General features: G+C 59.1%; 25 protein-coding genes. 12 read left to right on the forward strand and 13 right to left on the reverse strand.

Translation table 11 applies throughout. The annotated features are described in order from the left end of the window. The first annotated feature begins 164 nt into the window (after positions 1–164). From E4T63_RS07360 to E4T63_RS07375, 4 genes are all read left to right on the forward strand, one after another. On the forward strand, positions 165–395 hold the full coding sequence (locus E4T63_RS07360) for a hypothetical protein (protein ID WP_135295168.1): 231 nt from the start codon (positions 165–167) through the stop codon (positions 393–395). Between the two features lie 65 nt (positions 396–460). Further along, positions 461–916 (forward strand): hypothetical protein, encoded by a 456-nt coding sequence (locus E4T63_RS07365; protein ID WP_135295169.1) that lies wholly within the window; start codon positions 461–463, stop codon positions 914–916. A gap of 122 nt (positions 917–1,038) precedes the next feature. After that, positions 1,039–1,341 carry a hypothetical protein gene (locus E4T63_RS07370; protein ID WP_135295170.1) on the forward strand — a complete coding sequence of 101 codons (303 nt, stop codon included), beginning with the start codon at positions 1,039–1,041 and terminating at the stop codon, positions 1,339–1,341. Positions 1,342–1,397: 56 nt separating this feature from the next. Beyond that, positions 1,398–1,817 carry a hypothetical protein gene (locus tag E4T63_RS07375; protein ID WP_135295171.1) on the forward strand — a complete coding sequence of 140 codons (420 nt, stop codon included), beginning with the start codon at positions 1,398–1,400 and terminating at the stop codon, positions 1,815–1,817. 55 nt (positions 1,818–1,872) lie between these two features. Here E4T63_RS07375 and E4T63_RS07380 read toward each other — a convergent pair whose 3' ends face one another. Beyond that, positions 1,873–2,613 carry a DUF899 domain-containing protein gene (locus E4T63_RS07380; protein ID WP_135295172.1) on the reverse strand — a complete coding sequence of 247 codons (741 nt, stop codon included), beginning with the start codon at positions 2,611–2,613 and terminating at the stop codon, positions 1,873–1,875. 176 nt (positions 2,614–2,789) lie between these two features. Here E4T63_RS07380 and E4T63_RS07385 point away from each other — a divergent pair, with 176 nt between their 5' ends. Further along, on the forward strand, positions 2,790–3,182 hold the full coding sequence (locus tag E4T63_RS07385; protein WP_135295173.1) for a transcriptional regulator: 393 nt from the start codon (positions 2,790–2,792) through the stop codon (positions 3,180–3,182). 114 nt (positions 3,183–3,296) lie between these two features. On the opposite strand, the gene E4T63_RS07390 is transcribed toward E4T63_RS07385, so the two are convergent. The 3 genes from E4T63_RS07390 to E4T63_RS07400 form a co-directional block, all read right to left on the reverse strand. Then, the gene (locus E4T63_RS07390; protein ID WP_135295174.1) at positions 3,297–4,166 is read right to left on the reverse strand and encodes a DUF6279 family lipoprotein; all 870 of its coding nucleotides are present in this window, start codon (positions 4,164–4,166) and stop codon (positions 3,297–3,299) included. A 71-nt stretch (positions 4,167–4,237) separates the two neighbouring features. Beyond that, positions 4,238–4,957, reverse strand: coding sequence for a TorF family putative porin (locus E4T63_RS07395; protein ID WP_096797476.1), 720 nt, complete (start codon positions 4,955–4,957; stop codon positions 4,238–4,240). A gap of 206 nt (positions 4,958–5,163) precedes the next feature. Then, on the reverse strand, positions 5,164–5,352 hold the full coding sequence (locus E4T63_RS07400; protein WP_016985943.1) for a hypothetical protein: 189 nt from the start codon (positions 5,350–5,352) through the stop codon (positions 5,164–5,166). A gap of 349 nt (positions 5,353–5,701) precedes the next feature. On the opposite strand from E4T63_RS07400, the gene E4T63_RS07405 reads away from it, so the two are divergent. The 3 genes from E4T63_RS07405 to E4T63_RS07415 all read left to right on the forward strand — a co-directional run bounded on the left by E4T63_RS07405 (position 5,702) and on the right by E4T63_RS07415 (position 8,163). Beyond that, complete coding sequence (locus tag E4T63_RS07405) at positions 5,702–6,538, forward strand: CvfB family protein (RefSeq protein WP_027614566.1); 837 nt, start codon at positions 5,702–5,704, stop codon at positions 6,536–6,538. Positions 6,539–6,583: 45 nt separating this feature from the next. Next, the gene (locus E4T63_RS07410) at positions 6,584–6,988 is read left to right on the forward strand and encodes a DUF2177 family protein (protein ID WP_135295175.1); all 405 of its coding nucleotides are present in this window, start codon (positions 6,584–6,586) and stop codon (positions 6,986–6,988) included. 287 nt (positions 6,989–7,275) lie between these two features. Continuing rightward, positions 7,276–8,163 (forward strand): DMT family transporter, encoded by an 888-nt coding sequence (locus tag E4T63_RS07415; RefSeq protein ID WP_432431705.1) that lies wholly within the window; start codon positions 7,276–7,278, stop codon positions 8,161–8,163. Here E4T63_RS07415 and E4T63_RS07420 read toward each other — a convergent pair. After that, a complete protein-coding gene (locus tag E4T63_RS07420) occupies positions 8,108–9,289 on the reverse strand; it encodes an MFS transporter (RefSeq protein ID WP_135295177.1) in 1,182 nt (393 codons plus the stop codon). The two genes, E4T63_RS07415 and E4T63_RS07420, sit on opposite strands and share 56 nt — an antisense overlap. Positions 9,290–9,393: 104 nt before the next feature. On the opposite strand from E4T63_RS07420, the gene ptrR reads away from it, so the two are divergent. Both ptrR and E4T63_RS28800 read left to right on the forward strand, forming a co-directional pair. Then, positions 9,394–10,287 carry a putrescine utilization regulator PtrR gene (ptrR, locus tag E4T63_RS07425; RefSeq protein WP_098967749.1) on the forward strand — a complete coding sequence of 298 codons (894 nt, stop codon included), beginning with the start codon at positions 9,394–9,396 and terminating at the stop codon, positions 10,285–10,287. A gap of 142 nt (positions 10,288–10,429) precedes the next feature. Beyond that, on the forward strand, positions 10,430–10,558 hold the full coding sequence (locus E4T63_RS28800; protein WP_003184145.1) for a PA1414 family protein: 129 nt from the start codon (positions 10,430–10,432) through the stop codon (positions 10,556–10,558). Positions 10,559–10,839: 281 nt separating this feature from the next. On the opposite strand, the gene E4T63_RS07430 is transcribed toward E4T63_RS28800, so the two are convergent. The 6 genes from E4T63_RS07430 to speB all read right to left on the reverse strand — a co-directional run bounded on the left by E4T63_RS07430 (position 10,840) and on the right by speB (position 16,431). Further along, positions 10,840–11,100, reverse strand: coding sequence for a phosphopantetheine-containing protein (locus tag E4T63_RS07430; protein WP_098967751.1), 261 nt, complete (start codon positions 11,098–11,100; stop codon positions 10,840–10,842). 42 nt (positions 11,101–11,142) lie between these two features. Beyond that, positions 11,143–11,868, reverse strand: a complete 726-nt coding sequence (locus E4T63_RS07435) for an MBL fold metallo-hydrolase (RefSeq protein WP_098967752.1) — start codon at positions 11,866–11,868, stop codon at positions 11,143–11,145. A gap of 86 nt (positions 11,869–11,954) precedes the next feature. Next, positions 11,955–13,334 (reverse strand): sodium:solute symporter, encoded by a 1,380-nt coding sequence (locus E4T63_RS07440; protein ID WP_047598203.1) that lies wholly within the window; start codon positions 13,332–13,334, stop codon positions 11,955–11,957. Positions 13,335–13,488: 154 nt separating this feature from the next. After that, positions 13,489–14,991, reverse strand: coding sequence for a purine-cytosine permease family protein (locus E4T63_RS07445; RefSeq protein ID WP_135295178.1), 1,503 nt, complete (start codon positions 14,989–14,991; stop codon positions 13,489–13,491). A 56-nt stretch (positions 14,992–15,047) separates the two neighbouring features. Then, complete coding sequence (locus tag E4T63_RS07450; protein WP_097090488.1) at positions 15,048–15,470, reverse strand: YybH family protein; 423 nt, start codon at positions 15,468–15,470, stop codon at positions 15,048–15,050. 10 nt (positions 15,471–15,480) lie between these two features. After that, positions 15,481–16,431 carry an agmatinase gene (gene speB / locus E4T63_RS07455; RefSeq protein ID WP_003222717.1) on the reverse strand — a complete coding sequence of 317 codons (951 nt, stop codon included), beginning with the start codon at positions 16,429–16,431 and terminating at the stop codon, positions 15,481–15,483. A 392-nt stretch (positions 16,432–16,823) separates the two neighbouring features. On the opposite strand from speB, the gene E4T63_RS07460 reads away from it, so the two are divergent. Together E4T63_RS07460 and E4T63_RS07465 are read left to right on the forward strand one after the other, a co-directional pair. Continuing rightward, positions 16,824–17,717 carry a LysR family transcriptional regulator gene (locus E4T63_RS07460; RefSeq protein WP_007956593.1) on the forward strand — a complete coding sequence of 298 codons (894 nt, stop codon included), beginning with the start codon at positions 16,824–16,826 and terminating at the stop codon, positions 17,715–17,717. A gap of 5 nt (positions 17,718–17,722) precedes the next feature. After that, positions 17,723–18,316 (forward strand): tRNA-uridine aminocarboxypropyltransferase, encoded by a 594-nt coding sequence (locus E4T63_RS07465; protein ID WP_134785701.1) that lies wholly within the window; start codon positions 17,723–17,725, stop codon positions 18,314–18,316. Between the two features lie 215 nt (positions 18,317–18,531). Here the strand turns inward: E4T63_RS07465 and E4T63_RS07470 are convergent, their stop codons facing one another. Both E4T63_RS07470 and E4T63_RS07475 read right to left on the reverse strand, forming a co-directional pair. Continuing rightward, positions 18,532–19,893, reverse strand: a complete 1,362-nt coding sequence (locus E4T63_RS07470) for an HlyD family type I secretion periplasmic adaptor subunit (protein ID WP_134785702.1) — start codon at positions 19,891–19,893, stop codon at positions 18,532–18,534. Between the two features lie 195 nt (positions 19,894–20,088). Continuing rightward, entirely contained in the window at positions 20,089–22,251 is a 2,163-nt protein-coding gene (locus tag E4T63_RS07475; protein ID WP_135295179.1) for a type I secretion system permease/ATPase, read from the reverse strand. Positions 22,252–22,371: the final 120 nt, after the last annotated feature.

Raw genomic sequence — 22,371 nt, forward strand, 5'->3', positions numbered from 1 at the left:
ATAAGACAGATGGCTTCCGAATCCCATCAGGGAATGAGTACGGAGCAAATGGTTTCTGGCGCCCAGGTGGATTCACCAGCCCTGGTGGATTGCCAGAGGCTGTAATGAACCCAGTGCAGCCTGGGGACTATACTGTCACTAAAATTTTCTAATGAGAGTGGGCCATGGACAATTTGCTATTCAAGTTCCGTGATGTAGAGATTTGGAAACGCAATGAGCGATATTTCATAAGGTATGATGCGGGTGGGCATGTGGACGTGATGCGTGAGGACGAGATAACTGAGGGTGATGCGCTGAAAGCTTCTGTCAATGAAGAGGCTGCAATACAATTTCTGTTTGTTTTACAAGAGCGATTGATAAGTGAAGGCGTTGACCCTTATGTTTCAAATGTTTAGAAAACGGGAAAGGGGTCAGACCTAATTTAAAGAAGGTATGGTCTATCCCTTTTTTTGACTAAATAATGAGCTTTGAAATTTTGCTGGAAAAAGAGCCTCCCGACCACTTTGGAGTCCAGGCCCTACGGGGATTTATCCGACTAGGTGACCAAGAGGAATGCTTTTTTGCTCCGATCTCCTTCTGGGGAAGGCAGGAATATTTGAGTAGCTGGTACTCATTGATTTGTTTCGGTCTCGAAGGGAGAACGCGCTCTGTATTGGTCACTTCAATGCTTGATCCAGAGTTCGCAAATTTCCTGATGGTCTGGGTTTTATACTTTGTTGAAGAGTCAGTTCACATTCAGAATAATGTGGTTTTTACAAACGATGTTGTTCCTGGGTTTAATGTGGACGATGTTAATTCTTACTTCGGTGCACGAGAGGTCGTTAACGAGGATGGCGACAGGATTTCCCAATGGGTCGTGCCGCTGTCGGATGTACTCAGCTTAAAAGAGAAATTAAATGCGGAAATCAACATTTGAAGTCATGGTGGATGACTGATTTCTCCCTTCGCGTAGCAATCTGATGCGCCACACGTAATTGATGAGAAGGCGAAAACCTTGCTGCTCAAGAACTTGCTCCATCAATTTCCGGAGGTTTCATAGTGATTAATGAAGATATAAATATCGTCCAGGAAATCTTCCAGGAAGTCGAAGCCGGTATCGTCCATGGCTACGATGCATTCAGCTACGGTGTGGAGTTGGGGGAGGGATACATTCAGACGGAACTGGGCGTTGAGAAAAGCGGGGTGGAGGACTGGAACGCCGAAACAGACATCAACGGGGCAATAATTCTTCGTCTGGTTGACCAGTTGCATGCAAATGCAGTCGAGCGCGGTGAACCATGGAAGTCGTTTGTCCTGTCTTATCGCGAAGGCGAACAGATCAAAACAAAATTCAACTATTAGATGATGTTGTTGTATGCCTTCAAACTGGATGCGAACGATTTCAGGAGGTAGCGGAGGTGGACTTTTCATTCCAGGTATTCGGAGCGGTAGGGCCGTTGAGTGGAACCTTGTCCAGAATGCATGTGCGCAGTATTTTGGGCCGTGATTTCGAGGAGTTCAAGAAAACGGCTGGCTCATTGAACACTACCGATGCATTTGTACGTCACGACCTGCATGTCTTTTACGACGAGCAAGACATAGTAAAAGGTTTGGAGTTTTTCGATAGAAGCGGCGTCTCCTGGCAGGGACATAAACTGGTGGGAGAAAAACTGTTCCCCGTACTGGGTCTGTTCCGCGGTAATGGCATCCAAGCCGTCATTGACGATGACGGGTTTGACGTTAGCGAATTTGGTATGAGCTTTTATGTCCCGGACATTGAGGACGGCGAGGATGCATTGATCAAATCCTTGTATATGAACTTGCGTACCGAAAGGTAAGTCACCTTTTGGCTGCGTCGATAGCGGGGACGAACCCCGCTTTTTCCGATTGGGTTCAACCTTCTTTGCCATGACAGCAGTCAGACTTCATTGCCGACTCATACCGATCATGATGCCGCACCCACTCCATGATCTCGTCCTCATTCCTGCCCTTGGGCGTGAGGTCGAGGTAGTTGTAGGCGCCCACCAACATGTCCAGCCCACGGGCATAGGTTGAGTAGGTGTGGAAAATGTCGCCCTTTGCATCACGATAAAACACACTCAGCCCCGGCATTTCTTCCTCGGCACTGTCAGTCTTTTCGTAGTTGTACGTAGCCTTTCCTGCAGCGACATCTTCAGCGCGGGCACACACGCCAAAGTCGTAGTTGAAATCGGAACCGTCTGACGACACCCAGTCGAATTTCCAGCCCATACGCCGCTTGAAGGCCTGGAACTGTTCAAACGGGGCGTGGGAGACCGCGACCATGGCGATGTCGTGGTGGGCCAGGTGCAAATTGGCGCCGTCGATGTGGTCGGACAGGAACGAGCAGCCCTGACAGCCTTCCTCCCAGTCCTTGGCGAACATGAAATGGTAAACGATCAACTGGCTGTGCTTGCCGAACAGGTCGGCCAGTTTCAGTTCGCCGTTTGGGCCTTGAAATTGATAGTCCTTGTCGACTTTGACCCAGGGCAACGCGCGGCGCTGGGCGCTGAGGCGGTCGCGTTCCTTGGTGAAGGCCTTTTCGTCGGCCAGATGTTGTTTGCGCGCAGCGAGCCATTCTTCGCGCGATACCACCGGATGATTCTCGACGTTCATGATGATTTCTCCTGCGGGGGTTGAAACCGTCTTTGTCAGACTAGTCGTTTAACCCTCGATCAATTCGACAGACCGCCGGTCGGTCGCCGCGGAAAATGCAGCTGAACGGCTGCGATGCGTCCGGGTCACAACCTATGACAGCGCCCCAAATCACGCGCACCGGAGGTTGAATCAGGATGACGACTTATAACTGGGATTTGATTGAACGCCTGCTGCATGAAGTGCAGAACAGCGCAGGCGAAAGTTTCGCGCCGCGAAAATATGCCGAGGACTATGCGGCGCAGAAAGCCAGTGCAGGCGAGCCAATCGAGAATCTGGATCACCTGAAAACGGTGGCCTGCGAATATGAAGGCTTGTTGCTTGATCGTGGATTTATCGAACCGCGCCCGGATCATATGGGCAGTACCGGCAGCAATTTCATTCTGACGCCACGCGGATCAAGTCTGCTGGGCCTGATCGACAGCAGCATTCCCGGAAATGATCATCCGCGGCAGGTGCTGGACGAGCAGGAAGATGCGCTGGATGAGGCGACGTTTGATGAGGTGGCTTCCAAAGCGCAGATTGCCTGATAGCCTTTTATGGGAGCGGGCTTGCTCGCGAATGCGGTGTGTCATTCACTATTAACGTGTCTGGTACACCGCGTTCGCGAGCAAGCCCGCTCCCACATTGTTTTTTGCATAGCCTTAAGGTTTTTGCGCGGCCTTCAGGCATTTGAGGTCGTTGAAATCTTTACGTACGCCTTCGATCTTTTTCAACAACCGCTGACGCTGCTGCGGCGTACTTTCGGCCATCAGATCCACCGCCAGCGAGCGCGCTTGCGCTTCGGTGTTGGCGTAGGCCTTCTGGTAATCCGATGTCCATAAACGCTCGCGGTTGACCAGAAGTGTCTCGATTCGTTGTGGGAATTCGGCACTTTTACGCTGGGCAACGGCGTTACTGAACTGTTGCTGCCAATGTGCGCGGTTGGCGATCCATTGAGTGTTCTGATCGCCCAGCGCGGTCGACCAGGCCATCACCCGTTGTTCCTGAGTGGCGCTCAACGGGCCAAGCCAATCGGTCAGGCGCTTGTCCATGCGCGCGCCGCGCTCGGCGATCTGCTGCGCCAGTGGCGGTTTGACGTATTCCTTTTCCCGTTTGCGCAGATCCTTGGCAAACGCATCGTTCATCTCGGCGACTTGCTTGTCGTCCAGCCCTTGCAGCAGCTCGATGGCCGACGGTGTGATCTGCCGTGCAGTTTCGGCAATGGCTTTTTTCGCTTCCTCGGTTCGTGCTTGCAGCGCAGCGTCGGTCACCTGATTGCTTTCGACCATTGCCTGCAAGCGATCCAGCCAGTCGAGGTAGCCCGGCAATTGCGTGGTGCAGTGCCAGTTCAGGTGCTCCTTGAGGCGATCGTTGAACCAGTCTTTTTGCTCGCTGGTCATGTCCAGATAGTCGCCAAGCGTCCATGGAATGATCACGTCGAGATTGCGGTAGGCCAGGCCGACGCGGCTGCAGGCGCCGAGGGCGAGGGTGAAGATCAGCAGGGTGGCGAGGTGTTTGAACCAGCGAGACATGAGCGAATCCTTGCGAGAGCCTGACGTCTGATTCTCATGTGAACGCAGGAAGCTCCCGGCAGTTCAGCCGATCAATAGAACGCGCGTTCGGCCTTGAGCGTCACCAGGCCGTCACACTGACTGTTGTGTCCCGAGTACGCCGAGCATTCGCTGCCGCTGAGGTTGGAATTGCTGTAGATCAGATCGAGATCGACGCCCATGAACGGTCGGGAAAACTTCACCGACCAATCGGTAAAACTGCTGACATAACCACCGTCCACCGACACCGGCGTGTTCAGTTGGTGGGTGGTGTATTTCATGCTGATCCCGATGCCGAACGGCTGATTGCCGCCGAGGTCGGCGAACAGCGTGTTGTTCTGTTTGTCCGGGTCGTTGCTGACGGCCACACCGAAGCGGCTGCCGAGCAGGGTCAGGCCGCCGAACAGCTCCTGGCTGTCGAGGGTGTCTACTTTGGGATAGCTGTAATGGATCATCCCGACTTCGTAGCCGAGGGTCTGATCGAAAGGTTGTTTGAAACCGACGTAGGAGTCGATTTCCAGATTCTTGCCCGGGGTCAGGCCCATGCTCGGTGCATACTGGCCGACATACAGGCCGCTGTCGTGGCTGAGATCGAGGCCACCGTGGAACGAGCCGACTGCCGCCGGTTTGACCAGCCCTTGGGCCATGCTGCGGCTGGGCGTGGTGCCGAGTTTGAGGTCGAAGTCGCCGAGCTCGCGCTGGAAAATCTGCGCGTGCGCCGATGAGCAGGCCATAAGGCCCACAAACAATAAACAGAAAGTTGATTTGAGCATGCGTCACTCCATGAACAGCGAGGGCAGGGCTTGGCCTGCTGAAACGCTTGATCCAGACGCGTGCAAGGATACCGGCGAATGCTCGGCAATGATGGCCGTTCGTCGATTTTCAAAGGATTTGATTAAACAGAAGGAGGGTGTAACGCGGGTGCCAGTCCAGACGCTTCGAAGCTCAAAGCGTCTCAGGACGGGTGTATTACCGGGTGTTACTTCTTGCCCAGGCTGATCTGCTTGGACGGACCGAACGTCTGGCCGCTGACGCCTTTGGCAATTTGCTGGATTTCGCCGCCGGACTTGAGGAACGCTGCGATCTGATCGTTGATCGATTCGCTGGTTTCAACGGCTGGAGCTGGCTTTGCTTTGCTGGTGGATGCTTTTACACGCATGGCGGCCATTAACCTGTAGAAAAGTAACTCGGCCAGGCATCGTACAGGAATAACTTGACAATTGCTTGATAAATATCCCCGGGAATAACTGAGCGCGTGGGTGGATTATTCTCGATTAAACAATCGGATTATTCCCCTAAGCCACTGTTTTAAATAACAACATTTATTCTTCATTGGCGCAAATGTCCGCCGTGAAACGGCACAGCAGGCTTCGCGCTGGCCTGACGAATGGCAAACCGCCTGCGCAAACCAAGGAAAATCAAGGCTTCCGCAGATTTTCTGCGGCAGGCTGCTCGCCCAGCGAACGAGACCGGCAAAACCGGGTAGAATGCCGCCCACGCAATGAGGGTTTTGGAAAATGGCTTTAGTCGGGCGTTACAACAGTTTGCAAGTGGTTAAACACACTAACTTCGGTTTATATCTGGACGGCGGTGCCGACGGCGAAATTCTTTTGCCCAACCGCTATATCCCTAAAGATATTCCCAGCGAAGATGAAGACTGGCTCAACGTTTTTATTTATCTGGACAGCGATGACAAACTTATCGCTACCACTGAAAAACCAAAAGTTCAGGTCGGCGAGTTTGCCAGTCTGAAAGTTGTTGAAATCAACAGCATCGGTGTGTTCCTCGACTGGGGCTTGCCGAAGGATCTGTTGCTGCCGTATTCCGAAGAGAAGCGGCAGATGACCGCTGGTGAATATTGCGTGGTGCACGTCTATCTCGACAAACACACCCGCCGCATCACCGCCACCGCACGTCTGGATCGCTATCTCGACAAGACCCCGGCCAACTACAGCGCCGGGCAGGAAGTTGATCTGCTGGTGGCCGAAGCCACCGACATGGGCTTCAAGGCGATCATCAACAACAAGCACTGGGGCTTGATCCACAAGAATGAGATCTTCAAGTTCATGCGTTCCGGCATGCGCGAGAAGGGTTTCATCAAGGAAGTGCGCGCCGACGGCAAGATCAGCCTCAGCCTGCAACCGGTTGGCCAGGAAGCGGCGAGCAGCCTGAGCTCGAAGATCCTCGCCAAGTTGCGTGAAAACAATGGCACGCTGGCCGTCAGCGACAAGAGCGATCCGGCGTTGATCAGCAGTCTGTTCGGTGTCAGCAAGGGCAACTTCAAGAAGGCCATCGGTTCGCTGTACAAGGAAGGCAAGATCGTCATTCATGCCGATCGCATTGAACTAACCTGAGCCTTGCGGGGCCCATGTTGCATGGGGTCACTTGAGGTCGGGTAAATGAAAAAGCCGTTGCTTGCTTATATCGCCACTCTGCTGGCGTTTCTGTTGCTCGACGGTATCTGGCTCGGCGTGCTGATGGCGCCAACCTACCGCGAACTGCTCGGTTCGCTGATGCTCGAAAAACCGCTGCTGGTTCCGGCAGCGGTTTTTTATTGCCTGTACGTTTTTGGTTGCGTGCAGTTTGTGGTGTTGCCAGCGCTGAGCTGGCAACGGGCGGCAAAGATGGGCGCATTGTTGGGGCTGGTGGCGTACGGCACGTATGACCTGACCAATTGGGCGACGTTGCGCGGGTGGTCGGTGCAGGTGAGTTTGCTGGATTGGGCGTGGGGGACGTTTGCCACTGCTGTGGCGTGTACGGTCGGCTTTTTGGTGGCAAAGCGATTTGTGAAGTCAGCCCCGTAATCTTTGTTGTCTGGGGCGACGCCCTCGCGAGCAAGCCCGCTCCCACAGGGGGAATGCGATCATCCTGTGGGAGCGGGCTTGCTCGCGAATGGCGGCGCAGCCGACAACCATTCACCGCTGACGTTACTGACGCAGACAAAGTCTTTTTCAGACGGCTTTTTTTGCCCGAGTGATTGATAATCCCCGACACAGATTTTTGACCATTGGACGGCTGCCATGTTGTGTGTTTTCGAGGTGTTGCGGTGAATGTCGAGCGGCGCAATGCCGATGGGTTTGCCTTGCAGGTGATGATCGGCCTCTGCCTGATCTGGGGCGTGCAGCAAGTGATGATCAAGTGGGCCGCGCCCGACATCGCGCCGGTGATGCAGGCGGCCGGGCGTTCGGGGATTTCCGCGTTGCTGGTGGGGTTGCTGCTGTGCTGGAAGGGCGGCTGGGATCAGGTCGGCAACACCTGGCGTGGAGGGCTGCTGGCCGGTGCGCTGTTCGGTCTGGAGTTCTTCTTCATCGCCGAAGGTCTGCAACTGACTACCGCCGCGCACATGTCGGTGTTCCTCTACACCGCGCCGATTTTCACCGCGCTCGGCGTGCATTTTCTGTTGGCCAGTGAACGCCTGCGGCCTTTGCAATGGCTGGGAATTCTGCTCGCCTTCGTCGGTATCGCCATTGCCTTCGCCGGCGGCGTGTCGTGGGATAACCTCGACCGGCGCATGCTGCTGGGCGATGCGTTCGGGGTCATTGCCGGTGCCTGCTGGGGCGCGACCACTGTGGTGGTGCGCGCTTCGCGGCTATCGGAAGCGCCGGTGACCTTGACCTTGTTTTATCAATTGATCGTCGGCTTCGTCGGCCTGCTGTTGATCGCGCTGTTCAGCGGCCAGATCACTCACGTCAGCCTGACCAGCGTGGCGGTGGCCAGCGTGCTGTTCCAGGGCCTGGTGGTGTCGTTCTTCAGTTACCTGACCTGGTTCTGGCTGCTGCGCCGCTATCTGGCGGCCAATCTGGCGGTGTTTTCGTTCATGACGCCGTTGTTCGGCGTCACGTTCGGCGTGGTGCTGCTTGGTGAAGAGTTGAGCGTGAACTTCGTCATCGGCGCGGTGCTGGTGTTGCTTGGCATTACCTTTGTCAGCGCTGAGCAGTGGGTGCGTCGGCGTTTGCGCAAAGCCCTCGGCCAGCACTGACCGATTGCAGCGCAAGCCCGCCGGCAATCAGCAGACCGCTGCCGGCAATGATCAGCGCCGGTTGCAGACCACCGCTGAAATGGCTGCTCAGCGCCGCCAGTAACGGGCCGCTGAGCTGGCCGACGGCGAAGCATGCGGTCAGCAGTCCGGCGTTGCGCTGAGTTGTGTGCGGCGCCAGTTCTCGCGAACGTTGCATCACCAGTTGCATGCAGGCCAGGAACGGCATGCCGCACAACACCACCCCCAGCGCCAAGCCATAACCACTGCCCAACAGACAGGCGAAGACCCCGAGCGCCTGCAACCACAGGGTGGCGGTCAGCCAGTGCCGTGTGGTGTTCGGATCATGGCGACGCAGGCTCACCAACAGCACGCCAATCGCCGCACCAAGACCGAAGCACGGCCAGAACAGGTCGGCCTGCCATTGCCCGTGAAATTGCGCGTTGGCCATTTGCGAGAGAAACGTGGCCGGGATGATGTAACCCACGCCATATAACGCATACACCGCCGCCAGTCGCGGGATGCCGCGATTCGAATGGTTGACGTTGAGGGTGGCGACCGGTGTGTGCACGCCCGGTTGCGGCAGGATCCGCACGATCCCCAGCAACATCACCAGCGCCACGGCGGCATAGATCAGCCACAAGGTGGCAGAGGTCTGATTCAGCAGATGTGAGAACAGTGCCAGCAGCCCGGTCAGAAAAATTCCCAGTCCGGGACCGGCAAATACCAGCGCACCCAGCCGTGGCCGACCTGCCGCCGCTGCCAGAGGCTGACTCAATGCGGTGATCATCACCAGCACCCAGGCACTCGCCACCCCGGTACTGAAGCGCAGCAGCAAATGCGCCCAGAAGCCGTTGGCCCAGAACGATGCCAGGGTCAGCAGCACACACAGCCACAAACCGCCATGCAACCGGCGCTGCACTTGCTGCGGACGGTGGGCGAACATCGCGTCCACCGCGCCCAGCAGGTAACCGAGGTAGTTGGCCGCAGCAATCAGACCGGCGGCCGTCAGGTCGACCTGACCTTCGCTGAGCAGGTGCGGCAGTTGCGGGGTGAGGGCGAAACGCCCGATGCCCATGGCCATCATCAGGGCGACGAAACAGGCGGATAAGCGAATCAGTGGCGACATGGTCGGGATTCCTTTGAAGGAGCAATGACCGTCAGGCTAGAAGCGATTGACTTTCTTTAAAATTGAATAATAGTGAGTAACTTGTTCTGTTGTGGAGAAAGGTCGTGGAGTTCAGCCAATTGCGGATCTTTCAGGCAGTCGCCGAAGAAGGTTCGATCACCCGCGCAGCAGAACGCCTGCACCGAGTGCCGTCCAACCTGTCGACCCGACTCAAGCAACTGGAAGAGCAATTGGGCGTCGAACTTTTCGTTCGTGAGCGTCAGCGTTTGCAGTTATCACCTGCGGGAAAAGTCCTGCTGGACTACACCGGCAAGCTGTTCGCCCTGCGCGATCAGGCCAGTGCAGCGGTGATGGGCGGGCAGCCGGCCGGGGATTTTGTCCTCGGCACGCTGTACAGCACCGCGGCGATCCATTTGCCGGCGTTGCTGGCGCGCTATCACAAGCAATACCCGGCGGTGAATCTGCAAGTGCAGTCCGGACCCAGCGGCGAATTGCTCGAAGGCCTGGTCTCCGGGCGCCTCGATGCGGCGCTGGTGGACGGCCCGCCGCAACTCGCCGGGATCGACGGCGTGCCGCTGTGCGACGAGCGTCTGGTGCTGATCAGCGAAGCCGACCACCCGCCGATCCGCAGCGCCAAGGAGGTCGAGGGCAGGGCGGTATTCACCTTTCGTCATGGTTGCGCCTACCGCGCGCGGCTGGAGGCGTGGTTCGTTCACTATCAGGCGGCGATGGGCCGGGCGATGGAGATCGAGTCGTATCAGGGCATGCTCGCCTGCGTGATTGCCGGCAGCGGTGTGGCATTAATGTCGGAGTCGATGCTCGCCAGTCTGCCGGGGCGCGAGAGCGTTGCAGTGCACCCGTTGGCCGAACCGTTTGCCAGTGCGACAACATGGCTCATGTGGCGCAAGGGCATGGTCGGGGCCAACCTCAATGCCTGGATTGAACAGCAGCAAGCGCTCTATTCCGTGGCATCGAGTGAAACCCGGCAGACGGCGTGAACCAACCAACCGTAATTCTGTTCAATTCAGTAACAGATCATTGCGGATTTGGCCGAGCATTGCGTAGGACTTCGGACTATTATCAGTGCGAAGCGGCCTCAGAATTCCGGCCGCTCAGCACTACCCTGAAGGGGGCATGACGATGAAAGAGAAAATTCAGAACTGGCTGCACGATTTGGGTGTTGCCCTCGGCTTGATCGAACCGCCTCTGCAACCCGTACCGATCCGCACCGATGACGAACAGCGCCGGCGTCAGCCTCGCCGGCGGTAGTGCCTGATTAAAGATCAAAAGATCGCAGCCTTCGGCAGCTCCTACAGAAAAGTGTAGGAGCTGCCGAAGGCTGCGATCTTTTGCTTTTGTAGCGAGGGGATTTAGCGAAACGTCGCACCGCCCCGATGGGCTGCGAAGCAGTCCAAAAAAACTATTCAATTTGGTTTAACCCGCGAGATTACGATTACTGACTTCAGGGCTGCTGCGCAACCCATCGGGGCGGTGCGACGTTTCGCTAAATCCCCTCGCCACAGGGCGCTCCAGCAACACGAGTGCTGTATTTATAACCCTTCTCCGTGTCGCCCGATCTCCAGCAGAAATCGACTCAGGTCATTCGCGGTCTTCGCGGTCTTGAGTATGTGATCCTCTTCGGCCGTGAACGCCGTCAGTCCGAACTCATCTTCCAGATGAAATATCAGATCTTCGATATCTGCCTTCTCCAGCCCTAACTGCACCAGACTGGTGTCGTCGTTGAATTCGCGGGATTCCAGCAGGCGCCGAATGTATCGGTGCACCGCAGCACGCACGGCAGCTCTTCTCATGGCAGATGATTTCGTTGTTGTTTTGACTGATTACAGCAGGCCTCAAGCGTGTCGACGCAACCATTCGTCAATCATCGAACGCAAATGCCCGCCGGAAAAACTGCCGAAATGTCCGCCATGCACGGTGCGGATCGGCAGCGCCTGCAAACGCCGCAGACTGGCCGCGTAATCCTGCAGATTGGAGTGGTAAGCGTCTTCGATCAGCGGCCCGTCGTAGATGATGTCGCCGCTGAATAACGTTTCGGTGGCCGCCTCATACAGGCTGATCCCGCCGGGCGAATGCCCCGGCGTGTGCAGCACTTGCAGGGTGCGGTTGCCCAGATCCAGCACATCGCCATCCTCGACAAAACCGGTGGCCGGCGCGGCCTTCACCCGGTATTCGGCGTAGCAAAGCGGGCAATCCGGGTGCGCCTCGAACATGTCGTCGCCGACGAAGGCCCGGCTCAGGTCATTCTCGCCGTCCGGCGCGGCGAGGATGTCGGCCTCGGCAGGATGCACCAGGCGCTCGGCGAATTCGTGATGCCCGGCAATGTGGTCGAAGTGGCAATGACTGGCCACCGCCACCAATGGCCGCTCGGTAATCCACGGTAACTGCTCGCGCAGGCTGACCAGCCCCGAGCCGCTGTCGAGCAACAAGTCTTTGTCGCGCCCCTGCACGTGCCACAAATTGCAGCGGTAGAACGGGCGGATATACGGCTCATGGATCAACCGGATGCCGTCGCTCAAGTGCTGAACTTCGAACCACTGATCGCGCGAAACGATCTTCATAAGCCATTTTCTCCAGACGTAAAAAAACGGGTGTGGCAACCGACGCCACACCCGTCGAAGAAAGCATCAAGTCGTTACATCAGAGCTTAGATCGCACTCGCCACCGTCGCCGGGCGAGGGGAGACCAGGCTGACCACCACAAAACTCACCAGCCCCACAGCCAGGCTGTAGTAGATCGGCGTGTTGGCATCCAGACCGTCCTTGAACATGAACAGCAGCGCGGTGGCAAAACCCAGGCCCATGCTGGCGATGGCGCCGGCGGTGGTCGCGCGTTTCCAGAAGATCGCACCGATCAGCGGAATCAGCATGCCGCCCACCAGCAGGTTGTACGCCAGGGTCAGGGCGCTGATCACGTCATTCACCACCAACGCGATACCCAGCACCACGACACCGGTGAGCAGGGTGAACAGGCGGTTGATCGCCAGGCTCGACTGTTTGCCGCCGCGCAGTTTCGGCAGCAGGTCTTCAGTCAGCGTGGTGGCAGCAGCCAGCAGGCCGGCGCTGGCGGTGGACATCATCGCCGCCAGAGCAGCAGCGATCACCAGACCACGGATGCCGTCCGGCAGCGACAGTTTGACGATGGCGGCGAAGGCGTTGTTGACGTTGTCCAGATCCGGGATCAGTACGTGCGCGGCCATGCCGATCAGCGCGCAGGCCAGACCGTAGAGGATGCAGTAGATACCGGCGATGCTGCCGGCGTACTGGGCGACTTTGGCGGTCTTGACGGTGAACACCCGTTGCCAGATGTCCTGACCGATGAGGATGCCGAAGAAGTAGATCATGAAGTAGGTGATGATCGTGTCCCAACCGATGGTGGTGAAGTTGAACGCCGCTGCCGGCAGCTTCAGCACCAGTTCGTCCCAGCCGCCGACGCGGTACAGGCAGATCGGCAACAGGATGAACATCAGGCCCACGGTCTTGATGATGAACTGGACGATGTCGGTCAGGGTCAGCGACCACATGCCGCCGATCGCCGAGTAGATCACCACCACGCCACCGCCGAGCAGCACCGAGATCCAGAATGGCAGGCCGAACAGCACTTGCAGCACGGTGCCGATCGCCAGGATCGAGGTCACGCCGATCATCAGCGCGTAGGCCAGCATGATGGCCGCGCTCGCCGAGCGGGCCATCGGGTTATAGCGTTTTTCCAGCACCTGGGTAACGGTGTAGATCTTCAGTTTCAGCAGCGGTTTGGCGAGAAACAGGTTCAGCGCGACGATGCCGCAACCCAGCGCCGCACACAGCCAGAAACCGGAGATGCCATGCACGTAGCCCAGACGCACGGTGCCGACGGTGGACGCGCCACCCAGTACGGTCGCGGCCATGGTGCCCATGTACAGGCTTGGGCCCAGGTTACGCCCGGCGACCAGAAAATCCTCGTTGGTCTTGGCCTTGCGCATGCCGTAGTAGCCGAGCAACAGCATGCCGGCGGCGTAGATGAGGACGACGAATAAATCCAAAGCCATGATGGCGTGTCTCCGATTGTCTTTTTTATGGTGAGGCTGAATTCGATTTGCCCTTGTGGGAGCGGGCTTGCTCGCGAATGCTTTGGGTCAGTCACATCAATGTTGGATGTGCCGCCGTCTTCGCGAGCAAGCCCGCTCCCACAGGGGATTTGCGTCAGGCGGCCTGACGCAGTTCAGGTGTTTCTGCGGCTTTGCGGCGGGCATCCTTGGGCCCGAACACCTCCCGCGGTTCCGGGAACAGGCTCAGCAGCGTCAGGTACACCACCGAAGCCAGGCCCAGGGTCACCGGCAAACTGATGTCGATGCCGCCGGCCATTTCACCCAACGGGCCGACGAACTGCCCCGGCAGGTTGACGAAGCACAGGCCGACCGCCGCGCTCGGGATCCATGCGCCCAGACCACGCCAGTTCCAGCCGTGATTGAACCAGTAGCGTCCGCCTTGCTCGCCGCGAGTGAACACTTGCAGGTCGTCCGGGCAGTAGAAGCCGCGACGCACCAGCAGGCCGATGATCATGATCACCATCCACGGGGTGGTGCAGGTGATGATCAGCACGGCGAAGGTCGACACGCTCTGCACTAGGTTCGCCGCGAAGCGCCCGATGAAGATGAAGGCAATCGACAGCACGCCGATCAGCAGCGTCGCCTTGACCCGCGACAGCACCCGTGGGAACACGCTGGACATGTCCAGCCCGGTGCCATACAGCGAGGTGGTGCCGGTAGACATGCCGCCGATCACCGCAATCAGGCACACCGGCAGGAAGAACCAGCTCGGCGATACCGCCAGCAGGCCGCCCACATAGTTGTTCGCCGCGATGTAGTCCGGCGCCTTGATCGCGACGATGGTCGCGGTGCTCAGGCCGAACAGGAACGGGATGAACGTGGCGATCTGCGACAGCACCACTGCGGCCATGATCCGCTGCTTGGAGGTGTCACGCGGAATGTAGCGCGACCAGTCGCCGAGGAACGCACCGAACGAGATCGGGTTGCTCATCGCGACCAGCGCCGCGCCGATGAACGCCGCCCAGAAGCCCGGTTGACCGAGGTTTACCGTGCCGGCGTAGTTGACGTCGAAAGGACCGGCGAAGGCGAAGATGCCCAGCAGGAACAACAGGCTGGCGCTCCACACCGCGATCTTGTTCACCCACAGCAGAAAGCGGAAGCCGTAGATGCACACGGTCAGCACCAGAATCGCGAACAGGCCGTAGGCCAGGCCCAGGGTCAGGTCGGTTTCCGGCAGACCGATCAGGCGTTTCGCACCCCCGATCAACGCATCGCCCGAACTCCACACCGAGAGCGAGAAGAATGCGATGGCGGTCAACAGCGACAGGAACGAACCGACGATCCGCCCGTGCACGCCGAAGTGAGCACCCGAGGACACGGCATTGTTGGTGCCGTTGAGCGGGCCGAACAGGCCCATCGGGGCGAGGATCAGCGAGCCGAGCAGCACGCCCGACACAATCGCCCAGACACCGGCCTGAAACGACAGACCGAACAGCACCGGGAAACTGCCGAGCACGGCGGTGGCAAAGGTATTGGAACCACCGAAGATCATCCGGAACAAATCCGTCGGGCCTGCGGTACGTTCGTGGTCCGGGATCTGTTCGACCCCGTGGGTTTCAATTTGCGTAAGGCTTTGGTCGTTGTTGTTGTTATTCATGATCTGCTCCGATCATAAAGGCGCGCCTCATCGTGTGTGAGGCGTCACCTGTTTGGCTAAGGGGATGGCAGCCCTTCCGGCATTGCGGACAAATGTTCGTGGCAGGCCAGCCAATGGCCTTGTTGTTCTAGGCTCGACGCTTGTTTCTTGAAAACAATCGTCTCGCGCTCCTGGCTGAAATGTTGCTCCCCTTGCATGCGCAGCTCGGTGGCCACGTCATGGATAAACACCGCCACGTCACCTTGCAGGCTGACGAAGGCGTTGCTCGAAGTGCACGACAGCACTTCAAAGCCATCCTCGGCGCGCCAGCTGTCCCACAAAGCCTGGTAGGCATCGCGCGACAGCAGCGGCTGTTCGAGGGTGTAAAACACGAAGCTTGCGTCGGCGCTGAACGCGCCGAAATAAGCCTCGCGATCGTTACGAGCGAAGGCGGACACCAGATCGGCAGCCGCTTGCAATACCTGCTCACGTTCGTTCATGGCCGAACCCTCAGCGGTGAACCACGCCAGGCAGTACGCAGAGCATTTCGTACAGCAGGTTGGCGGCCAGCAGCGAGGTGTTGCCGGTGGTGTCGTAAGCCGGCGAGACTTCTACCAGATCGCAGCCGATCAGGTCGAGGCCCTGGCAGCCGCGTACGATTTCAATCGCCTGAATGGTCGTCAGACCACCGATTTCCGGGGTGCCGGTGCCTGGTGCCCAGGCCGGGTCGATACCGTCGATGTCGAAGCTCAGGTACACCGGGCCGCCGCCGACTTTCTCGCGCACTTCGGCCATCAGCGGCGCCAGCGATTTGTGCCAGCACTCTTCGGCCTGCACCACGCGGAAACCCTGATCGCGGCTCCAGTTGAAGTCGTCAGCGGTGTAACCCTGCGCGCGCAAACCAATCTGCACCACGCGGTCGCAGTCCAGAAGACCTTCTTCGACGGCGCGACGGAAGGTCGTGCCGTGAGCGATCTTCTCGCCGAACATGTGATCGTTGACGTCAGCGTGGGCATCGATGTGCACCAGACCGACCTTGCCGTGCTTTTTATGGATGGCACGTAGGATCGGCAGGGTGATGGTGTGGTCGCCACCCAGGGTCATCGGGATCACGTTGTGCTCGAGGATGTTGTCGTAGGCTTCTTCGATGATGCGCACGGCGTCGAGCAGGTTGAAGGTGTTGATCGCCACGTCACCGATGTCGGCGACCGACAGCGAGTCGAACGGCGCGGCGCCGGTGGCCATGTTGTACGGGCGGATCATCACCGATTCGGTGCGGATGTCGCGCGGCCCGAAGCGGGTGCCGGGGCGCAGCGAAGTACCGATGTCCAGTGGCACGCCAACGAAGGCAGCGTCCAGGCCGGCAGCGGTCGGTACATGGGGAAGTCGGAGCATGGTGGCGATGCCGCCGAAGCGCGGCATTTCGTTGCCGCCCAGTGGTTGGTGAAGAATCTTGTCCACGGGTAGGGCCTCATCGTCTTTGTTTTATTTATGTCGGCGCACCGTTGAGCACAGGTTCGGACGCCGCTGTGGGGCCGATTCTGCGAAATGTAGTGGCGGGGAAGAATCGCTACGGGCAAAAACTTAGTTCAGATTTTTCTAAACTAATGAGGGCGGGCGGATTAGACTCTGCGGTTTCGGGATTCATGCCTGGCTGAACATTGCTGCCCTCACCCCAACCCTCTCCCGGAGGGAGAGGGGGCCGACAGAGTTGTCAGCGGAATCTGCATCGACCTGAAAAATCGAGTCGAACTCAGGATTTGAAAGCCCTGGAGATCAGCGCCCTCTCCCTCGGGGAGAGGGCTGGGGTGAGGGGTGCAACAGACAACGCAGTTCCAAAGCCCGGAGTAGACATGGCCAACGCTTTACCCGACCTGAAACTATTGCGCATCTTCGTCAGCGTGGTTCGCCATCAGGGTTTTGCCAATGCGCAGCAGGAACTCAACCTGTCGACCTCGGCGATCAGCACTTACATGAGCCAGCTCGAAGCGGCGCTCGGTCTGGTGCTGTGCCATCGCGGACGCGGTGGATTCAGCCTGACCAGCAAGGGCGAGCTGTTCCATCAGGAAACCCTGCGCCTGCTCGCCGAACTCGAAGGTTTCGAGCAATACGCCGCGGCGCTCAAGGGCGAACTGCGCGGTACGCTCAACCTCGGGGTGATCGACTCCACCGTCAGCGACAAGGCCTTGCCGTTCGCCGAGGCCATTGGCGCCTACAGTCAGGAACACCCGGCGGTGCATTTGCATCTGTCGGTGATGAGCCCGTACGAACTGCAACTCGGCGTGCAGGACAATCGACTCGATCTTGCCATCGGTGCGTTTTCCACGCGCATGAGCGGTCTGGTGTACATGCCGCTGTACCGCGAGCAGCACTGGCTGTATTGCAGCAGCCGGCACCCGCTGTTCAACGAACGGCGGATCCCCGAGCAGGTCATCACCCAGCAACGCATGGTCGGCCGTGGTTACTGGAGCCAGGCAGAGCTGGCCCGCCACGGTTTCAAGCACAGCGCGGCGACCGTGGAAAGTATGGAAGCGCAGCTGATTCTGGTGCTGTCCGGCGCTTACATCGGTTACTTGCCAGAACACTACGCCCAAGCCTGGGCCGACAAGGGCGACCTGCGCGTGTTGCTGCCGGCGACCTTCGGTTATCAGGCGCCGTTTTCGATGATCATGCGCCGGGGCCGCAGTCGCGAGCCGCTGATACAGACCTTCCGTGATTTGCTCAAAGCGCAGTTGAATCAGGCGTAAAGACTATGTCCAGACCCCAATGCCCGCGCTGCCTGCGCCCCCAGACCCATTGCCTGTGCCCGCTGATCCCCAGCCTCGACAGCCGCACCCGGGTGTTGCTGTTGCAGCATCCGAGCGAGGTCAATCACGCGCTCAACACCGCGCGACTGGCAGCGCTGGGTTTGACCAATGCCGAGTTGATTGTCGGTGAAGTGTTCGAGGATCTGCCGACGCTGCTCAATCGGCCGGGGTATCAGGCGCGGTTGCTGTTTCCCGCTGACGATGCGCAGCCGCTGCAGGCTTACCGCGAATCCGCTGAACCGTTGTTGCTGGTGGTGCCGGACGGCACCTGGCGCAAGGCGCGCAAGATGCTCCACCTCAATCCGCTATTGGCAGCGTTGCCACGGGTGACGCTGGCGCAGGGCGGGGTGTCGCGCTACCGGTTGCGCAAGGCACCGGGGCCGGGGGCGTTGTCGACCATCGAGGCGATTGTGCAGGCGCTGGAAACTCTGGAAGCGCCGACCACGTTTGCGCCGTTGCTCAAACCGTTCGAGGCGTTGATCGAGGGGCAGATTGCGGCGATGGGGGAGGAGGTTTTTCAGCGTAATCATTCAAAATAATGGGTGTTGGTGCGGGCCTCTTCGCGAGCAAGCCCGCTCCCACAGGGGAATGCATTCCAACTGTGGGAGCGGGCTTGCTCGCGAAGGCGCCGGATCAATCAGCGCCAATCTCAACAGTGCCCACATTAGGGTTCTTCCAGCAGGAATGCGATCACTTGTGGGAGCGGGCTTGCTTGCGAAGGCGCCGGATCAATCACCGCAAATCTCAACAATGCCTACCGCTCGCGCATCGCCTCGGTCCGGGCTTTGAGCACTGGTTTGAGCAGATAATCCAGCACACTTTTCTCCCCGGTAATAATGTCCACCGTCGCCACCATCCCCGGGATGATCAGCAGCGGTTTCACGTCCCCGCCCAAGTGGTTTTTATCGGTGCGCACCTGAATCAGGTAGAAGCTGTTGCCCTTGTCATCGGTGATGGTGTCGGCGCCGATCAGTTCCAGTTTTGCGCTCAGGCCGCCGTATATCGTGTAGTCATAAGCGCTGAACTTGACCATGGCTTTCTGGCCCGGATGGAGGAACGCGACGTCTTGCGGACGGACCTTGGCTTCGATCAGCAGGTTGTCTTCCAGCGGCACGATTTCCACCATGTCGCTGCCCGGCTGTACCACGCCGCCGATGGTGTTGACCTTGAGTTGCTTGATCACCCCGTGCACCGGCGAAGTCACGGTGGTACGGCTGACGCGGTCGTCGATGGCGATGCTCGACGCGGTGATTTTCGACAGGTCGGTGCGTTTCTGATTGAGGTCCTTGGCGGCGTCGGAGCGGAAGGTCTGTTCCGATTCGTCGATCTTGCTCTTGATCTCGTTGATTGCCGATTCCGCCCTTGGGATGGCCAGGGTCGTCGCGTTCAGCGAGCCGCGAATTTCCACCGCGCTGCGTTTCAGTCGCAGGATCTCCACCGGCGACACCGCACCCGTGCCGACCAGCGGCGCGGACATGTTCATCTCTTGCTGCAGCAGCGCCAGGCTGGAACTGTACTGGCCTTGCTTGGAGCGGAATTCCGCCAGCTCCTGAGTCTTCTGCCGCAGCTGTTCGGTGAGGGTGCGTTGTTCGCTGGCCAGACGCCGTTGGCGCTGGTCGTACAGCGCGCGCTCGTCTTCGGCGACCTGTGGCGCTTTGGCGATCACCTCGTCAGACAGTTTGAACGGACGGCCCTCGGCTTCGGCGGAAAGGCGTTCGACTTGCGCGGTCAGGGCGTAACGATCGGCCTCACTCTCACCCTTGTTCGACAGGAAGCGTGTGTCATCCAGGCGCAGCAGCTTGTCGCCCTTGTTCACCATCTGCCCTTCACGGACAAAAATCTCGGTGACGATCCCGCCCTCCAGGTTCTGGATCACCTGGACCTTGCTTGACGGAATCGCCTTGCCTTCGCCCATGGTCACTTCTTCCAGCACGGCGAACTTGGCCCAGACCAGCGCACTGATCAGCAACGCCGCCGCCAGCCACACGGTGATCCGCGACCAGCGCGGCGAATCCTGCAACGAAGCGCCGGCGGTTTCCGGCATGAACTCAGCTTCGGCGCTTTTGCCGAAACTGTCGAAGTAGCCGCGTGATTTGCTATCTGAAGATGCAGCCATGGGGCGATACCCCTCAGTTAAGAAACATCAAACCGCACAACCCATGCGTCGCCCGTAACACTTACTTGTGGTGAGGGGATTCATCCCCGATAGGGTGCGAAGCGCCCTCAGAGTATTTGGGGCTGCTGCGCAGCCCATCGGGGATAAATCCCCTCGCCACAGGTTTTGTGAGAGCCATAAATTATGTGTACGCATCTAAACCGCCGCCGAGCCGACGCGGCCCTTGCGCAGTGCATCGATAACCGCTTCTTTCGGGCCGTCGGCGACGACCCGGCCGTTGTCCATTACCAGCAGCCGGTCCACCAGGCTCAGCATTGAGGTGCGGTGGGTGACCAGCAGCAGGGTCTTGCCTTGCACCCAACCGTGGAGCTTCTGGCGCAGCAAGTCTTCGCTGCTGTTATCCATGGCGCTGGTGGGTTCGTCGAGCAGCATGATCGGTGGGTCGAGCAGCAATGCCCGGGCCAGCAATACGGCCTGGCGTTGACCACCGGAAAGCAGTTGCCCGCGTTCGCCCACGGGGCGGTCGAAACCTTGCGGATGCTGACGGGCCAGCTCGGTGACGCCGGTCAGTTCGGCGACTTCGAGCATGCGTGAATCGCTGATGTAGCGCGCGCCGAGGGTCAGGTTGTCGCGCAGGCTGCCGGCCAAAAGCGGCAGGTCGTGGGCGACATAACCGATCTGCTGGCGCAGGTCGGCGACATCCAGTTGCCGCAGGTCGAGACCGTCGAGCAGCAACTGGCCTTCCTCGGGTTCATAGAAGCCCATCACCAGTCGCGCCAGGGTGCTCTTGCCCGAGCCGCTGCGGCCGATGATGCCGATCCGCTCGCCGGGTTTCATGCTGAAGCTGACGTTGCTCAGCGCCGGTGCGTTCTGGCCGTTGTAGTGAAAGGTCACGCCGCTGACGTCCAGCGCACCTTGCAGCTGCGTGCGCTCCAGGGGCCGCTGCTTGCCGTCGCGTTCCTGCGGCAGACCCATCAGCGCGTCGGTGCTTTTCATGGTCAGTTGCGCTTGCTGGTAGCGGGTGATCAGCCCGGCGATCTGCCCCAGCGGCGCAAGAACCCGGCTGCCGAGCATGTAGCTGGCCACCAGCGCACCGACGCTGAGGTTGCCGGCGATGATGCTGTAGACCCCGGCGACGATCGTCGCCATCCCCGAGAACTGCTGGATGAACAGCGTGCCGTTGGTCGCCAGTGCCGAGAGGTTGCGCGCGTGGCTGTCGAGGCGGGTGAGGGCGCCATGGGTGCTTTCCCATTTGTGCTGGCGCTCGCTTTCGGCGCTGCAGGCCTTGAGGGTTTCCAGGCCGCCGAGGGTTTCGATCAGCAACGCCTGTCGTTCGGCACCCAGGCTCAGGCTTTTCTGCACGGTGTCACGCAGGCGCACCTGAATCGCCAGAGCAAATATGATCGTGATTGGAAACGCCAGCAGCGGAATCACCACCAGCCAGCCACCGAGCAGACCGATCACCACCAGCATCAACACCACGAAGGGCAGGTCGATCAGGCTGGTCAGGGTCACCGCCGTGAGGAATTCGCGCAGGCCCTGAAAGTCATGAATGCTCTGGGCGAAACCGCCGATGGTTGCCGGCCGCGCCTTCATCGCCATGCCGGTGATGCGCTCGAACAACGTCGCGGAAAGGATCACATCGGTTTTCTTCCCGGCGGTGTCCAGCAGGTGCGCGCGCACCACCCGCAGCACCAGTTCGAAACCGGTGCCGATCAGCAGGCCGATCGCCAACACCCACAGGGTCGACGTGGCCTGATTCGGCACCACGCGGTCGTAGGTCTGCATGACGAACAGCGGCACCATCAGGCCCAGCAGGTTGATCAGGAAACTGGCGAGGATCGCGTCGCTGTACAGCCATTTCGACAGCTTCAGGGTGTCGCGAAACCAGGCGTGGACCCGCGGCACCAGCGGTGAACGCAAGTCTTCGAGTTCGTGGCGCGGACGGGCGAACAAGGCCTGACCGCTGTAGTGTTCGGCGAGTTCTTCGCGTTCGACCCATTGCTCGCCGCCATCGGCTTCGCTGGGCAGGATCAGCGCCTTGCCGTCGTCGGCGAAACGCCGCAGGACGGCGGTGCGCCCATCCTTGAGCAGCAACAGAATCGGCAGATTCAGCGCGGAAATATCCTTCAGTTCGCGGCGCAACAAGCGCGCCTGCAAACCGGCCCGGGCCGCTGCACGGGGCAGCAGATCCAGGCTCAGACGTTGCTTGTTCAGGGGCAGCCCGGCACTCAGGCTGGCACGACTGACCGTCGCGCCATGCAGTTTGCAGAGAATCAGCAGACCGTCGAGTAACGGGTCATCGAAGCTCAGCCGCGGATCAATTCCGGAGTGTCCGCCTTCGGCCATGCTGGTCATATTGATCGCCCCTGTAATGACTGGTCCAACCTGTGGCGAGGGGATTTATCCCCGATGGCTGCGCAGCAGCCCCATGGAACTCATTGCTGCTCAAATCTTTGGGGTCACTGCGCAACCCAG

Source organism: Pseudomonas fluorescens (assembly GCF_004683905.1).
GTDB lineage: Bacteria > Pseudomonadota > Gammaproteobacteria > Pseudomonadales > Pseudomonadaceae > Aquipseudomonas > Aquipseudomonas putida_A.

What these genes read in the sequence shown, in the direction of transcription:
- E4T63_RS07360 (WP_135295168.1), top strand. Translation starts at nt 165, where the DNA reads ATGGACAATTTGCTATTCAAGTTCCGTGATGTAGAGATTTGGAAACGC.
- E4T63_RS07365 (WP_135295169.1), top strand. Translation starts at nt 461, where the DNA reads ATGAGCTTTGAAATTTTGCTGGAAAAAGAGCCTCCCGACCACTTTGGA.
- E4T63_RS07380 (WP_135295172.1), bottom strand. Translation starts at nt 2,613, where the DNA reads ATGAACGTCGAGAATCATCCGGTGGTATCGCGCGAAGAATGGCTCGCT.
- E4T63_RS07385 (WP_135295173.1), top strand. Translation starts at nt 2,790, where the DNA reads ATGACGACTTATAACTGGGATTTGATTGAACGCCTGCTGCATGAAGTG.
- E4T63_RS07390 (WP_135295174.1), bottom strand. Translation starts at nt 4,166, where the DNA reads ATGTCTCGCTGGTTCAAACACCTCGCCACCCTGCTGATCTTCACCCTC.
- E4T63_RS07395 (WP_096797476.1), bottom strand. Translation starts at nt 4,957, where the DNA reads ATGCTCAAATCAACTTTCTGTTTATTGTTTGTGGGCCTTATGGCCTGC.
- E4T63_RS07400 (WP_016985943.1), bottom strand. Translation starts at nt 5,352, where the DNA reads ATGGCCGCCATGCGTGTAAAAGCATCCACCAGCAAAGCAAAGCCAGCT.
- E4T63_RS07405 (WP_027614566.1), top strand. Translation starts at nt 5,702, where the DNA reads ATGGCTTTAGTCGGGCGTTACAACAGTTTGCAAGTGGTTAAACACACT.
- E4T63_RS07410 (WP_135295175.1), top strand. Translation starts at nt 6,584, where the DNA reads ATGAAAAAGCCGTTGCTTGCTTATATCGCCACTCTGCTGGCGTTTCTG.
- E4T63_RS07415 (WP_432431705.1), top strand. Translation starts at nt 7,276, where the DNA reads ATGATCGGCCTCTGCCTGATCTGGGGCGTGCAGCAAGTGATGATCAAG.
- E4T63_RS07420 (WP_135295177.1), bottom strand. Translation starts at nt 9,289, where the DNA reads ATGTCGCCACTGATTCGCTTATCCGCCTGTTTCGTCGCCCTGATGATG.
- E4T63_RS28800 (WP_003184145.1), top strand. Translation starts at nt 10,430, where the DNA reads ATGAAAGAGAAAATTCAGAACTGGCTGCACGATTTGGGTGTTGCCCTC.
- E4T63_RS07430 (WP_098967751.1), bottom strand. Translation starts at nt 11,100, where the DNA reads ATGAGAAGAGCTGCCGTGCGTGCTGCGGTGCACCGATACATTCGGCGC.
- E4T63_RS07435 (WP_098967752.1), bottom strand. Translation starts at nt 11,868, where the DNA reads ATGAAGATCGTTTCGCGCGATCAGTGGTTCGAAGTTCAGCACTTGAGC.
- E4T63_RS07440 (WP_047598203.1), bottom strand. Translation starts at nt 13,334, where the DNA reads ATGGCTTTGGATTTATTCGTCGTCCTCATCTACGCCGCCGGCATGCTG.
- E4T63_RS07445 (WP_135295178.1), bottom strand. Translation starts at nt 14,991, where the DNA reads ATGAATAACAACAACAACGACCAAAGCCTTACGCAAATTGAAACCCAC.
- E4T63_RS07450 (WP_097090488.1), bottom strand. Translation starts at nt 15,470, where the DNA reads ATGAACGAACGTGAGCAGGTATTGCAAGCGGCTGCCGATCTGGTGTCC.
- E4T63_RS07460 (WP_007956593.1), top strand. Translation starts at nt 16,824, where the DNA reads ATGGCCAACGCTTTACCCGACCTGAAACTATTGCGCATCTTCGTCAGC.
- E4T63_RS07465 (WP_134785701.1), top strand. Translation starts at nt 17,723, where the DNA reads ATGTCCAGACCCCAATGCCCGCGCTGCCTGCGCCCCCAGACCCATTGC.
- E4T63_RS07470 (WP_134785702.1), bottom strand. Translation starts at nt 19,893, where the DNA reads ATGGCTGCATCTTCAGATAGCAAATCACGCGGCTACTTCGACAGTTTC.
- E4T63_RS07475 (WP_135295179.1), bottom strand. Translation starts at nt 22,251, where the DNA reads ATGACCAGCATGGCCGAAGGCGGACACTCCGGAATTGATCCGCGGCTG.